Annotated in this window: 11 protein-coding genes; 8 read left to right on the top strand and 3 right to left on the bottom strand. The window is 68.8% G+C overall.

All coding sequences use genetic code 11. From position 1 onward, the window contains the following. Positions 1 to 316: 316 nt before the first annotated feature. On the top strand, positions 317 to 949 hold the full coding sequence (locus tag EL493_RS01055) for a TetR/AcrR family transcriptional regulator (protein ID WP_232017267.1): 633 nt from the start codon (positions 317 to 319) through the stop codon (positions 947 to 949). Beyond that, positions 949 to 1,818 (top strand): alpha/beta hydrolase family protein, encoded by an 870-nt coding sequence (locus EL493_RS01050; protein WP_019049582.1) that lies wholly within the window; start codon positions 949 to 951, stop codon positions 1,816 to 1,818. Before EL493_RS01055 ends, EL493_RS01050 begins: the two co-directional genes overlap by 1 nt. 3 nt (positions 1,819 to 1,821) lie before the next feature. On the opposite strand, the gene EL493_RS01045 is transcribed toward EL493_RS01050, so the two are convergent. Then, complete coding sequence (locus EL493_RS01045; protein WP_051719450.1) at positions 1,822 to 3,885, bottom strand: prolyl oligopeptidase family serine peptidase; 2,064 nt, start codon at positions 3,883 to 3,885, stop codon at positions 1,822 to 1,824. Positions 3,886 to 4,066: 181 nt separating this feature from the next. Between EL493_RS01045 and EL493_RS01040 the strand changes: the two genes are divergently transcribed. The 5 genes from EL493_RS01040 to narI are packed head-to-tail and all read left to right on the top strand — an operon-like array spanning position 4,067 to position 12,074. Next, positions 4,067 to 5,278, top strand: coding sequence for an MFS transporter (locus EL493_RS01040; RefSeq protein WP_019049580.1), 1,212 nt, complete (start codon positions 4,067 to 4,069; stop codon positions 5,276 to 5,278). A 23-nt stretch (positions 5,279 to 5,301) separates the two neighbouring features. Next, positions 5,302 to 8,994, top strand: coding sequence for a nitrate reductase subunit alpha (locus tag EL493_RS01035; RefSeq protein ID WP_019049579.1), 3,693 nt, complete (start codon positions 5,302 to 5,304; stop codon positions 8,992 to 8,994). Then, positions 8,994 to 10,649, top strand: coding sequence for a nitrate reductase subunit beta (narH, locus tag EL493_RS01030; RefSeq protein ID WP_019049578.1), 1,656 nt, complete (start codon positions 8,994 to 8,996; stop codon positions 10,647 to 10,649). The genes EL493_RS01035 and narH overlap by 1 nt, the downstream gene beginning before the upstream one ends. Next, positions 10,649 to 11,332, top strand: a complete 684-nt coding sequence (narJ, locus tag EL493_RS01025) for a nitrate reductase molybdenum cofactor assembly chaperone (protein WP_019049577.1) — start codon at positions 10,649 to 10,651, stop codon at positions 11,330 to 11,332. Before narH ends, narJ begins: the two co-directional genes overlap by 1 nt. A 1-nt stretch (position 11,333) precedes the next feature. After that, the gene (narI, locus tag EL493_RS01020; RefSeq protein WP_019049576.1) at positions 11,334 to 12,074 is read left to right on the top strand and encodes a respiratory nitrate reductase subunit gamma; all 741 of its coding nucleotides are present in this window, start codon (positions 11,334 to 11,336) and stop codon (positions 12,072 to 12,074) included. A gap of 3 nt (positions 12,075 to 12,077) precedes the next feature. Here the strand turns inward: narI and EL493_RS01015 are convergent, their stop codons facing one another. Next, positions 12,078 to 12,608, bottom strand: coding sequence for an AMIN-like domain-containing (lipo)protein (locus tag EL493_RS01015; protein WP_019049575.1), 531 nt, complete (start codon positions 12,606 to 12,608; stop codon positions 12,078 to 12,080). Positions 12,609 to 12,743: 135 nt separating this feature from the next. On the opposite strand from EL493_RS01015, the gene EL493_RS01010 reads away from it, so the two are divergent. After that, positions 12,744 to 13,718 carry a dipeptidase gene (locus EL493_RS01010; protein WP_022566145.1) on the top strand — a complete coding sequence of 325 codons (975 nt, stop codon included), beginning with the start codon at positions 12,744 to 12,746 and terminating at the stop codon, positions 13,716 to 13,718. A gap of 7 nt (positions 13,719 to 13,725) precedes the next feature. Here the strand turns inward: EL493_RS01010 and EL493_RS01005 are convergent, their stop codons facing one another. Then, positions 13,726 to 14,745, bottom strand: coding sequence for an NADP-dependent oxidoreductase (locus EL493_RS01005; RefSeq protein WP_022566146.1), 1,020 nt, complete (start codon positions 14,743 to 14,745; stop codon positions 13,726 to 13,728). Positions 14,746 to 14,790: the final 45 nt, after the last annotated feature.

The raw sequence follows: 14,790 nt of genomic DNA, 5'->3' as shown, positions 1-14,790 counted from the left end.
ATTCCTCTAAAACACTCCCTGTTCAGATTCGGCTCGGTATCGTCCGAAGCGGCAAATAGCCAGTGACAACGTAGTCACACAGCACCACTTTGGAGTGACACATGCTTTACAACATCACCGACGACAGCTCTGACGGCAACATTCTGAGCCTGCTGCTCGGCCTGCTCTCCAGCTCGCTGAGCACCGGTTCGGCACAGGCCTCGGGCAACTGACCGGACTGTAGCCAACTTTCGGCTAACGCGCGGTAAGCCGGAAGGGCAGCCGAAGGGCCCGATCCATGACGAGGGGATCGGGCCCTTCGGTATTGTCAGCGACAATGTCACAGGATGCGAATACGGGACGAATGTATGCCGGGCAACCCGTAGAGGACCGGCAACGCCAGCGGCGTGCGCGTTTTCTGGAGTCAGGCCTGACGGTCTTCGCGCGCGACGGGTACGCCAACAGTTCGGTCGGTGCCATCTGTAAGGACGCCGGGCTCTCGTCTCGGCAGTTCTACGAGGAGTTCACCGGCCGCGAATCGCTGCTGCTGGAACTGTACGAGCAGATCGATCGGCAATCACGCGAAGCGGTCGCCACCGCCCTCGAGGCCAAGACCGACGCACCGGTGCTCGAACAGATCGATGCCGCGGTGCGCGCCTATGTCGAGACCATCGGCACCGATCCGCGCAAGGCGCGGGTGGCCCTGGTCGAGGTGGTGGGCGCAGGCCCCAAGGTGGAGAAGTTCCGGCTGGAACTGCGGCGTGTGTGGGGATCACTGCTGGCCAGTGCCGCCGAGGACGCGGCGATGCACGGTGAGATCCCACCCGGCGACTACGAGCTGCGGGTACTGGCCATCATCGGCGCGGTGAACTATGTCGTCGACGGCTGGAGCGGCGCGGAACCGCGGCCGCCGCTCGACGACGTGATCCAGGTACTGAGCCGGGTGATCCTTGGTGCGGTAGGGGCCTGATGCCCCGGGTCGAGATCGTTCCGATCCAGGTACCCGACGGCACCACGCTGCCCGTCCGGCTCATTCCGGCGCGCGGGCCACACCGGCACACGGTCACTCCCGACGCGCCACGGCCGGTGGTCGTCATCGTGCCCGGCCTTGCCGTACCCGGCGAGTTCTACGAGTACTTCGGCGACCGGCTGGCCCAGCGCGGCTTCGACGTGGCCATCGGCGAGCTGCGCGGCAACGGAGACAGCACGCACCGCACCGACGCCGACAGCGCCTTCGGCTACCACGAACTGGCCTCGATCGACTTCCCGGCGATGCTGCAGGCGGTGCGCACCCGCTTCCCCGACAGCACCCCGTATCTGCTCGGCCACAGCATGGGCGGGCAGCTGTCGGTGATGTACGCGGCCAGGGCGCGCGGGCGGATCGCCGGGCTGATCCTGGTCGCCTCCGGCACACCGTATTTCCGCGGCTACCGCGGCGTCTTCGGGCCCGGCATGCTGGTCGGCACCGCCGCCGTGGCCGTGGCGTCGAACCTGGCCGGTTTCTGGCCCGGCGACATGCTCGGCAAGCGCGCCTTCGGCAGGCAGTCCAAGGTGCTCATGTCGGACTGGGCGCGGCTGGCCAGGACCGGCCGCTTCGTCCCGGTCGGCGCCGACATCGACTACGAGGAACGCATCTCCCGGCTGAAGTTCCCGGTCCTGTCCATCACGGTGGCGGGCGACGACCTGGCCCCGCAGACCTCCGCCGACCACCTGCTGAGCAAGCTGCCCGCAGCGCCGGTCACCCGGTGGTTCCAGCCGGAGGCCCTGGGGCACAACGGCTGGATCACCAATCCGGACTCCACCGTCGACGTCGTCGAGAAGTGGTTGCGCGACCGCTGAGCGTCAGGCCGCGCGGCGGCCCTCCATCAGCATCTGCGTGAAGAACTCGTAGACCAGCGCGGACAGGTACGCCGACTGCTTGTTGTCGGCGGCTCCGCCGTGCCCGCCCTCGATGTTCTCGTAGTACCAGACGGTGCGGTCCTGGGCTTCCAGCAGCGCGGCCATCTTCCTGGCGTGGCCGGGGTGCACCCGGTCGTCGCGGGTGGAGGTGGCCAGCAGGATCGGCGGGTACTGCCGATCGGGATCGGTGTTCTGGTACGGCGAGTACTCGCTGATGTAGGCCCATTCCTCGGGCTTGTCCGGGTCGCCGTACTCGGCCACCCAGGACGCGCCCGCCAGCAGCAGGTGGTAGCGCCGCATGTCCAGCAGCGGCACCTGGCACACGATCGCGCCGAACAGCTCCGGGTAGCGGGTGAGCATCACGCCCATCAGCAGGCCGCCGTTGCTGCCGCCGATGGCGCCCAGACGGTCCGCGGTGGTGATGCCGCGCGTCACCAGGTCGCGGGCGACCGCGGCGAAGTCCTCGAACGCCCGGTGCCGGTGTTCTTTCAATGCCGCCGTGTGCCATTCGGGACCGTATTCGCCGCCGCCGCGAATATTGGTCATCACATAGGTGCCGCCACGTTCCAGCCACGCCATTCCGGCCGAGCCCAGATATTGCGGCGTCTTGGAGATCTCGAAACCGCCGTAGCCGTTCATGATGGTGGGGCTGGGCGTCCCGCGACGGTCACGGTGACGAATCACGAAGTAGGGCACCGCCGTTCCGTCGTCGGAGGTGGCGAAGAACTGCTCGGTCTCCACTCCGGTCGCGTCGAAATACGCGGGGGCCTGCTTCAATTGGGTCACCGCCTGGCCGACGGACCCGCTCAGCAGGGTGGTCGGCGTGGTGAAACCGGTGGTGGTGAGCATGAATTCGTCACCGGCCTCCAGCGGGTCGAGATTGCTGACCGAGGTCGACGACATCGCCGGGGAATCGGCGAGGCCGCTGGCCGCCCAGCCGTCGGGACCGGGCGTGAGTACCCGGAAACCGGACTGCACGTCCTGCAGGGTGGTCAGGATCAGGTGGTTCTCGGTCCAGCCCCACCCGTCCAGCGAGGTGTGCGCGTCGGGGGTGAACAGGACCTCGAAATCCCGGTCGCCCGCGAGGAATCCGGGCAGGTCGGTGACGATCAGGCTGCCGGGCTCGAAGGTCTCGCCGCCGACCGTCCACGCGGTCTTCAACCGCACCAGCAGCCAGTCGCGGTACCAGCTCACGTCCGCGTCGGTGGGGGTGTCGAGCAGCTGCCAGGTGCCGTCGGGGCCGAGCAGTGAGACCTCCTCGTTGAAGAAGTCCGTGGCTCGGCCGGCCCAGTGCCGTTCATAGCCGGGGTGGCGGTCGTAGCCGACGCTGATCGAGACATCGCTGGGCTTGCCCTCGAAGACCGTCACGGCCTCGGCCAGCGGGGTGCCACGATGCCAGCGCTTGGCGACGCGGGGATAGCCGGAGTCGGTGAGCGCGTCCGGGCCGAAGTCGGTACCCACGTAGACGGTGTCGATATCGATCCAGCGCAGCTGCGACTTGGCCTCGGGCAGGTAGAAGCCGCCGTCGGCGGGGTCGATGAATCGCCGTGTGGTCAGGTCGAACTCGCGCTGCACCTTGGCGTCGGCGCCGCCGCGGGAGAGCTGGATGAAGGCGCGCTCCTGGGACGGGCGCAGCACGGTGGCGCCCTGCCACACCCAGTTCTCGCCGTCGGCCTCGGCCAGCGCGTCGACATCGATCAGCACGTCCCACTCGGGATCGTCGGTGGCGTAGGACTCGATGGTGGTGCGCCGCCACAGCCCGCGCTGGTGCTCGGCGTCGCGCCAGAAGTTGTAGAGCCACGGGCCGCGCCGGCCCGGGTAGGCGATCTTGGTGTCGTCGTCGAGCATCGCGAGGATGCGACGCTCCAGGTCGGCGAACCGGTCGGTCGCGGCGAACCGGCGGCCGACCACCTCGTTGCGGGCGCGCGCCCAGTCCAGCGCGGCCTCGTCGGTCACGTCCTCGAGCCAGAGATAGGGATCGGTCACGTTCTGCTCAACGCCGCTCATCCCCACATTGTTGCCCATGTGGCCGATCGCATCGCGGGGTGTGGACATCCGGCGGTTTGCCAGGGCGCGGTGACGCCGCCGGAAAGTGGCCCGAACTCGTGCTCGCGCGATTTCTCGCCGAGTTGCCCGATCGTTGCGTGTTCAAGCATTACGGCCGGTGCCGATGTGGTCTCCTGGACGGGTGACCTCGCTACAGACAGCGGTACGCACCGGGTCGGCGACGCTCAACCTCGTCCTGGCCACCTGGGTTTCGGCCATCAACTTCTGGGCCTGGAACCTGATCGGCCCGCTCTCCCCGAACTACGCCGACAAGATGACGCTGAGCAGTATGGCAGCGTCGATCATGGTGGCGATGCCGATCCTGGTCGGCTCGCTGGGCCGGATCGTCTCGGGCGCGCTCACCGACCGGATCGGCGGCCGGATGATGTTCATCGGGGTCTCGCTGGCCTCGATCGTGCCGGTGGTCCTGGTCGGCATCGCGGGCAGCATCGAGTCGTATCCGCTGATGCTGGTCTCGGCCTTCCTGCTCGGCATCCCCGGCACCATCTTCGCCGTCGGGATCCCGTTCGCGAACTCCTGGTACGAGCCGTCCCGGCGCGGGTTCGCGACCGGTGTGTTCGGCGCGGGCATGGTGGGTACCGCGGTATCGGCGTTCTTCACCCCGCGTTTCGTCCGCTGGTTCGGGCTGCTGTCCACGCATCTGATCGTGGCCGCCGCGCTGGCGGTGACAGCGCTGCTGTGCGTGTTCCTCATGCGGAACTCGCCGCAGTTCACCCCCAACACCGATCCGGTGGTGCCCAAGCTGCGCGCCGCCATGAAACTCGGTGTCACCTGGGAGATGTCGTTCCTGTACGCGGTGGTGTTCGGCGGGTTCGTGGCGTTCAGTTCGTACCTGCCCACCTACATCAAGAACGTCTACGGCTTCTCCGCGGTCGACGCGGGCACCCGCACCGCCGCCTTCGCCCTGGCCGCGGTGATCGCCCGGCCCATCGGCGGTGCCCTGTCGGACCGGATCGCGCCCAAGTACATCGTGGTCACCTCGCTGGCGGGCACGGTGGTGATGGCGATCGTCGCCTCGTTCAAACCACCCGCCGACATCGCCTCGGCGGCCACCTTCATCACGATGGCGCTGTTCCTCGGGATCGGCACCGGCGGCGTGTTCGCCTGGGTGGCGCGGCGCTCGCCCGCCTCCAACGTCGGCAGTGTCACCGGAATCGTCTCGGCGGCAGGTGGTCTCGGTGGCTACTTCCCGCCGCTGATCATGGGTGTCACCTACAACGAGGCCACCCACAGCTACACCGTCGGCCTGCTGCTGCTCGCGGCCACCGCGCTCGCGGCCCTGCTCTACACCGCGTTCAAACTGCACGCCACCGAACCGGAACCGCACGCCTGATCCGACCGCGAAGGAGAGCGCACGTGGCATCCGAAGAGCGCATCGGCGGACCCATCGAGGACCTGCTCGTGCGCAGCGGGCGGTTCTTCACGCCCGGTACCGAATCCGCCGATCTGCGCACCGTCACCCGGCAGGGCGGGCGTGAGGGCGACATCTTCTACCGCAACCGCTGGAGCCACGACAAGGTGGTGCGCTCGACGCACGGGGTGAACTGCACCGGGTCGTGCTCGTGGAAGATCTACGTCAAGGACGACATCATCACCTGGGAGACCCAGGAGACCGACTACCCCTCGGCGGGACCCGACCGTCCCGAATACGAGCCGCGCGGCTGTCCGCGCGGCGCGGCGTTCTCCTGGTACACGTATTCGCCCACCCGCGTGCGGTATCCGTACGCGCGCGGCGTCCTCGTGGAGATGTACCGGGAGGCCAGAAGACGGCTCGGTGACCCGGTGCTGGCCTGGGCCGACATCCAGGCCGACCCCGAACGCCGCCGCACCTACCAGCGGGCCAGGGGCAAGGGCGGACTGGTCCGGGTGAGCTGGGACGAGGCGGTGGAGATGATCGCCGCCGCGCACGTGCACACCATCAAGACCCACGGCCCCGACCGGGTGGCCGGCTTCTCGCCGATCCCGGCCATGTCGATGATCTCCTTCGCGGCCGGTTCCCGTTTCATCGAGCTCATCGGCGGCGCGATGACCTCGTTCTACGACTGGTACGCCGACCTGCCGGTGGCCTCGCCGCAGGTGTTCGGCGACCAGACCGACGTGCCCGAGTCCGGCGACTGGTGGGACGCGTCGTACCTGCTCATGTGGGGTTCCAATGTGCCGGTCACCCGGACGCCGGACGCGCACTGGATGGCCGAGGTGCGGTATCGCGGCACCAAGATCGTCACCGTCAGCCCCGACTACGCCGACAACACCAAGTTCGCCGACGAGTGGATGCCGTGCGCGGCGGGCACCGACGGTGCGCTGGCCATGGCCATGGGACACGTGATCGCGAGCGAGTACTACGTGCGCAGGCGCGAACCGTTCTTCGTCGACTACGTCCGCCGGTTCACCGATCTGCCGTTCCTGATCACCCTCGAGGAGCGCGACGGGCGGCTGGTGCCCGGCAAGAACCTCACCGCGGCCGACCTGGGCAGCACCGAGGAGAACGCGGCGTTCAAGCCGGTGTTCGTCGACGGGGTCACCGGGGCGCCGGTGGTGCCGCACGGGTCGCTCGGGTTCCGCTACGGGCCCGACGGCGTCGGCAAATGGAACCTCGACCTGGGCGAGCTGGTACCCACGCTGACCGTCGCCGAGGCGGGGGAGGCGGCCGGGCAGGCGGCGGAGGTCACCCTGCCGCGCTTCGACACCGTCGACGGGCACGGCGAGACCATGGCGCGCGGCGTGCCCGTCCGGGTGGTCGCCGGCCGACGGGTGTGCACGGTCTTCGATCTGATGCTGGCCCAGTACGGGGTGGCGAGGCCCGGCCTGCCGGGGGACTGGCCGCGCGACTACGACGACGCCGAGACCCCATACACCCCGGCCTGGCAGGAGCCGATCACCGGTGTGTCCGCGGCCCAGGTGGTCCGGATCGCCAGGGAGTTCGCGAACAACGCGGTGGAGTCCGGCGGCCGGACCATGATCATCATGGGCGCGGGCATCTGCCAGTGGTTCCACGGCGACGCGACCTACCGCGCCATCCTGTCGCTGCTGCTGCTCACCGGGTCGATGGGCCGCAACGGCGGCGGCTGGGCCCATTACGTGGGGCAGGAGAAGTGCAGGCCGGTGACCGGCTGGGCGACCGTCGCCATGGGCACCGACTGGTCGCGGCCGCCGCGCCAGATGGCGGGCACCTCCTACTGGTACGTGCACACCGACCAGTGGCGCTACGACGGCTACCGTGCCGACGCGCTGTCCGCGCCGACCGGTCGCGGCCGGTTCAAGGACAAGCACACCATGGACGTGCTGAGCTCGGCCGTCGCGATGGGCTGGACCCCGTTCTTCCCGCAGTTCGACCGCTCCAGCCTCGACCTGGCTGACGCGGCGAAGGCGGCGGGCGTAGACCCCGTCCAGTACACCGTCGACCAATTGGCCGGTGGCGAGCTGCGATTCGCGCTCCAGGACCCCGACGCCGCGAAGAACTGGCCGCGCGTGCTCAGCGTGTGGCGGGCCAACCTGCTCGGCTCCTCGTCCAAGGGCAACGAGTACTTCCTGAAACACCTGCTCGGCACCACCTCGAATCTCCAGGCCACCCCCACCGAGCCCGGTACCCGCCCGGTGAGCGTGGACTGGCCTGACGAGGTGCCCGAGGGCAAGCTCGACCTGCTGATGTCGATCGACTTCCGGATGACCTCCACCACCCTGTTCTCCGACGTGGTGCTGCCCGCGGCGACCTGGTACGAGAAGGCCGACCTGTCCAGCACCGACATGCACCCCTACATCCACGCGTTCACCCCCGCCATCGATCCGCCGTGGGAAACCCGTTCGGACTTCGACGCTTTCGGCGCCATCGCCCGCAGCTTCTCGGCCATGGCGGCGAAGCATCTGGGCAAGCGCACCGACATCGTCATGGGCACACTGCAACACGACACCCCGGGCGCCATGGCCTATCCCGGTGGCGTGGAATCGGATTGGCGTACGACTGGTGAGAAGCCGGTCCCCGGCAGGACGATGGGCCCGCTGGTGGTGGTGGAACGTGACTACCCGGCGATCGCCGAGAAATGGGCGGCGCTGGGCCCGCTGGTGGAGAAGGCGGGCCTGACCACCAAGGGCGTCACCGTGATCCCCGATCAGGAAGTCCGCGAACTCGCGAAGCTGCACGGAGTGATGAACGCCGGTGTGGCCGAAGGACGCCCGGCCCTGGACACCGCCGAGAAGATGGCCGAGACGGTGCTGCGGCTGTCCGGCACCTCCAACGGCAGACTCTCCGTCGCGGGCTTCCAGGAGCTGGAGAAGCGCACCGGGCGGGCGCTGGTCCACCTCGCCGAAGGCAGCGAGGAGAAGCGGATCACCTTCGCCGACACCCAGGCCAGGCCGGTGCCGGTGATCACCAGTCCCGAATGGTCCGGTAGCGAGACCGGCGGCCGCCGGTACGCGCCGTTCACGGTGAACATCGAGCAGCTCAAGCCCTTTCACACGCTCACCGGCCGCATGCACTTCTACGTCGACCACGACTGGATCGAGGAACTGGGCGAGGCGCTGCCGATCTACCGGCCGCCGCTGGACATGGCCCGCCTCTTCGACGAACCCCGGATCGGCGACCAGCGCGATGGTGTCGGCATCACCGTGCGCTACCTGACCCCGCACTCCAAGTGGTCCATCCACTCCGAGTACCAGGACAACCTGCTGATGCTCTCGCTCTCGCGCGGCGGCCCGACCATGTGGATGAGCCCGGCCGACGCCGCGAAGATCGGTGTCGCCGACAACGACTGGGTGGAGGCCGACAACCGCAACGGTGTGCTGGTGTGCCGCGCGATCGTCTCGCACCGGATGCCCGAGGGCGTGGTCTACGTGCACCACGCCCAGGAACGCACCATCGATGTGCCGCGCACGGAGAAGACGGGAACCCGTGGCGGCATCCACAATTCGCTGACCCGCCTGCTGGTGAAGCCGTCGCATCTGGCGGGCGGTTACGCGCAGACGGCCTTCGCGTTCAACTATCTCGGCCCCACCGGAAACCAGCGTGACGAAGTGACCGTGGTCCGGCGCCGCGGCCAGGAGGTGACGTACTGATGAAGGTCATGGCGCAACTGGCGATGGTGATGAACCTCGACAAGTGCATCGGCTGCCACACCTGCTCGGTGACCTGCAAGCAGGCCTGGACCAACCGCTCGGGCACCGAGTACGTGTGGTTCAACAATGTGGAAACCCGCCCGGGACAGGGCTATCCGCGCACCTACGAGGATCAGGAGAAATGGCGCGGCGGCTGGGTGCGCGAACGCAACGGCAGGCTGAACCTGCGCGACGGCGGCCGCTACGCCAAGCTCGCCCGCATCTTCTCCAACCCGAAGATGCCCGCGATCCAGGACTATTACGAACCCTGGACCTACGACTACGAGAACCTCACCAACGCGCCGCTCGGCGACCAGATCCCGGTGGCTCCGCCGCGCAGCCTGATCAGCGGCAAGCCGATGAAGGTGGGCTGGTCGGCCAACTGGGACGACAACCTGGCGGGCTCGCCCGAGATCGTCCCCGGCGATCCGGTGCTGGCGAAGGTGAGCGAGAAGGTCAAACTCGACCTCGAACAGACCTTCATGTTCTATCTGCCGCGCATCTGCGAGCACTGCCTCAATCCCGCCTGCGTCGCGTCGTGCCCGTCCGGGGCGATGTACAAGCGCAGCGAGGACGGCATCGTGCTGGTCGACCAGGACCGGTGCCGGGGCTGGCGGATGTGCGTGTCCGGCTGTCCGTACAAGAAGGTGTACTTCAACCACAAGACCGGCAAGGCCGAGAAGTGCACGTTCTGCTATCCACGCGTGGAGGTCGGGTTGCCGACGGTCTGCGCGGAGACCTGCGTGGGCAGGCTGCGCTACATCGGGCTGATCTTCTACGACGTGGACCGGGTGCTCGACGCCGCGACCGTGGCCGACGACAAGGACCTGTACGAGGCGCATCTGGACGTGCTGCTCGACCCGAACGATCCCCAGGTGGTGGCGGGCGCCCGAGCCTCCGGCATTCCGGACGCGTGGATCGAGGCGGCGCGGCGCTCGCCGATTCACGCCCTGCTCAAGGACTTCCGTGTCGCGCTGCCGCTGCATCCGGAGTACCGGACCATGCCGATGGTCTGGTACATCCCGCCGTTGTCGCCGGTGGTCGACGCGGTCAGCCGCGACGGGCACGACGGCGAGGACGTCGGCAACCTCTTCGGCGCGCTCGAATCCTTGCGCATCCCACTGGAATACCTCGCCGGCCTGTTCACCGCGGGTGACACCGAGCCCGTGGCGGCGGTGCTGCGCAAGCTGGCCGCCATGCGCTCGTACATGCGTGACATCAACCTGGGCCGCGAACCGCAGGAACATATTCCGGCCGCCGTCGGCATGACCGAGGAACAGATCTATCGCATGTACCGCCTGCTCGCCCTCGCGAAATACGAGGACAGGTACGTGATTCCGTCGGCGTACGCCGAACTCGGCCATCAGCTGGAGGAGTCGGTGAGCGACTGCGCGCTCGACTTCGACGGCGGCCCCGGCATGTACGAGCAGGCTTCCGGCCCGTTCGGGGAGACCAGCGGCGCGCCGGTGCCGGTAGCCGTCGAGACTTTCCACGCGCTGAAGCAGCGCCAGACCAGCGAGTCCCTCGGCGCGGGCGAGGGCGCGCGGGTGAACCTGCTCAACTGGGACGGTAAGGGCAGGCCCGCCGGGATGTTCCCAGGTGGAGGTGGACGCTGATGGCGCTGTTCGGCCGGTCGGCCCGGCGCACCGCGCGGCATCGCGTCGTCTGGCAGGCGGCGTCGCTGCTGCTGAGCTATCCCGACGCGGGCCATCGGGCGCGGCTGGATCTGGTCGACGAACTGTGCGGTCACCTTCCCGCCGAGGACGCCGCGCCGCTGCGCACAGCCGCGGCGAGCCTGCGCGCGCTGCCGGACATCGTCGCGGCCCAGGGGTATGTCGACACCTTCGATCTGCGCAGGCGCTCTACGCTGTTGCTGACCTACTGGACCGACGGCGACACCCGCAACCGCGGCATGGCGATGCTCGCGTTCAACGACGCCTATCGCGCGGCGGGCGTCCACCCGCCCGCAGGCGAGGTGCCCGACCATCTCACCGTGCTGCTCGAGTTCGCCGCCACCGTCGATCCCATCGCGGGGGCCGCGCTGCTGACCGCGCACCGCGGGGCGATCGACGCGATCGGGCTGGCGCTGGCGGGGGAGGACTCGCCCTACGCCCCGGTGCTCGCCGCGGTCGCGGGCACGCTGCCCGCCGCGACCGAACAGGACCTCGGCCGTGCCCGGCGGCTCGTCGAGGCGGGACCGCCCGCCGAATCCGTCGGTCTCGCGCCGTTCACGCTCACTGTGCCGCCGCGTCGCGCCGAAGCGGATCGGGCACCCGCCGTAGCGAAAGGACGCCACTGACATGGATTCCGTCTCCGCGGGCGAGATCTACTGGGACATCGTCCCGTACGTGAGCCTGGCGATGATGATCGTGGGCACCTGGTGGCGCTACCGCTACGACAAGTTCGGCTGGACCACGCGGTCCTCCCAGCTCTACGAGAGCAGGCTGCTGCGGATCGGCAGCCCGATGTTCCACTTCGGCATGCTGGTGGTGATCGTCGGGCACATCATCGGACTGGTCATCCCCGAATCCTGGACCGACGCGGTGGGTATCAGCCAGCACGTCTATCACATCCAGGCCATCACGCTCGGGTCCATCGCGGGCGTCGCGACGCTGACCGGGATCGTGCTGCTGGTGTACCGGCGCCGCGTCAACGGCCCGGTGTTCACCGCGACCACCTGGAACGACAAGATCATGTACCTGGTCCTGATCGCGGCCCTGGTGACCGGCCTGGCGACCACCCTCATCGGCTCCGGCGCCGTCGGCCCCGAGCACAACTACCGCGAGACGGTGTCGCCGTGGTTCCGCTCGATCTGGATCCTGCAGCCGCGCGGTGACCTGATGGCCCAGGCGCCGCTGTCGTTCCACATCCATGTGACGATCGCGCTGGTCCTGTTCGCGATCTGGCCGTTCACCCGGCTCGTGCACGCGTTCAGCGCGCCGTTCGGCTACCTGTTCCGGCCCTACATCGTCTACCGCACCCGCGGGACCGCCGAGCCCGGCGAGCTGGTCGGCTCGCGGCCGCAGCGCCGAGGCTGGTGAGGCTCACCAGGCGTGGGCCACGTCGATCACCACGCGGGCCGGGTTGTCGAGGGTGAGCACCCGGAACGGCAGCCGGGCCCTGACCCCGAGACCGAGGGTGGTCTGTCCCTCGAACGAGCCCGCCCACGCGACCTGACGGAAGGCCGGGTAGTCGCCGACACCGACGAGTTCGGCGGGCTGTCCCGGTCGGTAGGTGCCCGCGCCCGCGTCGTCGTGGGCCGGAGCCTGGACCGCCACCTGGAGGAACGCGCCGCCGCGCAGGGGCACCGCCGCGCCGGAGCCGTCCATGGTGACGGTGTCGACATAGCCGACTCGGTAGCCGGCGACCGGACCGGCCAGGTCGACGACGAGGCGGTCGAAGCATTCGTGCCTGCCCGCGCGCACATCGACGACGGTGGCGGGGGAGTAGTTCGAGGAAGACTTGTCGAGCGAACCCCAGGTGATGTCGCAGGCGGGCGGGGCCGCCGCGGCGGGGATCGTCCACAGCCCGGCGCCGACCGCGAGCGTGGACAGGAATACGAGGACGCGACGCATGTCGCACCACCTTCGAGCAGTGGGAGGAAGTACCTGATTGATCGGGTTGATCGAACAGTGCGTTAGCGTCGCTACGGTTCCGGTCGTGTTGCGAAACGTAGGATCGCAGGTCACGGACGATGACCGGAGGTGAACGTGGCGCCCTTCCTGTGGGAACAGCATTGCTGTCTGCCGTTGCATCACACCGCGCGGATCGGCGATCTCGCGCGGTATCCGCTCGGCTCGTACCTGTCGGTGAATGTGGGCTATTCGGCGCAGTCCACACAGGATTCGCTCGCGCTGCTCGATCGGTTCCGTGAGCAGGCGACGGCCGACTCGCGGTTCCGGCTGGTCGAGCGGACGGCCGATATCGGTGCGCCCGATGCCATCGCGCTCGCCTTCGACCTCGAGGATTCCGGACCGCTCGGGGGCGATCTCGACAATGTCGAGCTGTTCCACGGTCTCGGCGTGCGCTCGCTGCTGCCCTCCTACAACCATGCCAACGCGGCGGGATGCGGCTGCCTCGACACCGTCGACACCGGCCTCACCGGGTACGGAAAAGACCTGGTGCGCAAGCTGAACGAGGTCGGTGTGTTCGCCGACGGCTCGCACTGCTCGCGGCGCACCGGGCTCGACATCGCCACCCATACCACCGTGCCGATGATCTACAGCCACTCCAATTTCGCTGCCCTGTGGGAGCATCCGCGCAATATCACCGACGATCAGGCGCTGGCCTGTGCCGAGACGGGCGGCGTGATCGGGATCAACGGCGTGGGAATCTTCCTCGGCCACAACGCTCCCGGTGAACACGGCGCCCGTCTGGCCGCGATGGCCGACCACATTCGCTACGGCGTGGACCTGGTCGGGCTCGACCACATCGGCGTCGGCTCGGACTATTCCTTCGACGGCGCCGAGTTCAACGAGGAGATCCGCGCCAACCCCGGCGCCTTCTCCGAGTCGTACACGAAATGGGGCCCACTCCAATGGGTTCCGCCCGAAGACCTGCTCGGCGAATCCGGCGCGCCCGGCCTCGACGTACTCCTGGCCGACCGGGGCTTCCACCCCGCCGAGCGGGCCGCCATCTTCTGCGGCAACTTCGCCAGGGTCGCCGCGCGGGTCTGGCGGGACTGAGCGCCGCTCAGCCCAGCCGGACCAGCATCTTGCCGGTGTTGGCTCCGGCGAGCACGCCGAGGAACGCGGCGGGGGCCTGGTCGAGGCCCTCGTACACGGTCTCGGTGGTGCGCAGGGTGCCGTCGGCCAGCCAGCCCGCCGCCTTCGCGATGTACTCGCCGAACTGCGGGAAGTAGCTGGTCACCAGCATGCCGCGCAGGGTGGCCTCCTTCGTCGCGGCGAGATAGAGATCGGGGGTCTGCGCGGCGGTGGCGCCGTTGTAGCCGCTGATCGCGCCGACCAGGGCGATGCGGCCGTGCTGGTTGAGCGCCTCGATGGCGACCTTGAGGTGCTCGCCGCCGACGCTGTCGAGGTAGACGTCGACGCCGTCGGGCGCGGCCGCCGCGAGCTGCCCGCCCAGATCGCCCGCGCGGTAGTCGATCGCCGCGTCGAAGCCGAACTCGTCGAGCAGCGTGCGCGCCTTCACCGCTCCGCCCGCCGAGCCGATCACCCGCTTCGCGCCGAGCGCCGTGGCGAGCTGACCCGCCACGCTGCCCACCGCGCCCGCCGCGGCCGAGACGAACACGGTGTCACCGGGCCGGACCGGGGCCACGTCGGTGAGGGCGGCGTAGGCGGTGAGACCGGTGGTGCCGAGCACGCCCAGGAAGTGCTGCGGTGCAGCGACTTCCGGATCGATCGGGGTGGCGGTGGCCGCGTCCACGACGGCGTGTTCGCGCCAGCCGGCGAAGTGCGAGACCGTGGCGCCCACCGCGATATCGGCCGAACGCGAGGCGATCACCTCGCCGATCGCCGAACCATCCAGTGCCGCACCGAGTTCGAACGCCGGGATGTAGGACTCCTTGTCGTCCATCCGGCCCCGCATGTACGGGTCCACCGACATCCAGGTGTTGCGCACCAGGATCTGGCCGTCGGCGAGCTCGGGCAGCGGGTGCTCGACGAGGGCGAAATCCGTCGCCACCGGCGCGCCGTCCGGCCGGGCGGCCAGGTGGATCTCGCGGGTGTGGGTGGGCAGGGTGACAGTGCTCATGATCGCGCCTTCCTTCGAGGTCAGCCGGTGTTTCTCCGGTGCGGA

Origin of the sequence: Nocardia asteroides, from assembly GCF_900637185.1 — a bacterium.
In the GTDB taxonomy this organism is placed as follows: Bacteria; Actinomycetota; Actinomycetes; order Mycobacteriales; family Mycobacteriaceae; genus Nocardia; species Nocardia asteroides.
Note: the sequence above shows the minus strand (reverse complement) of the source record. Positions and strands in the feature narration are given on the sequence as shown.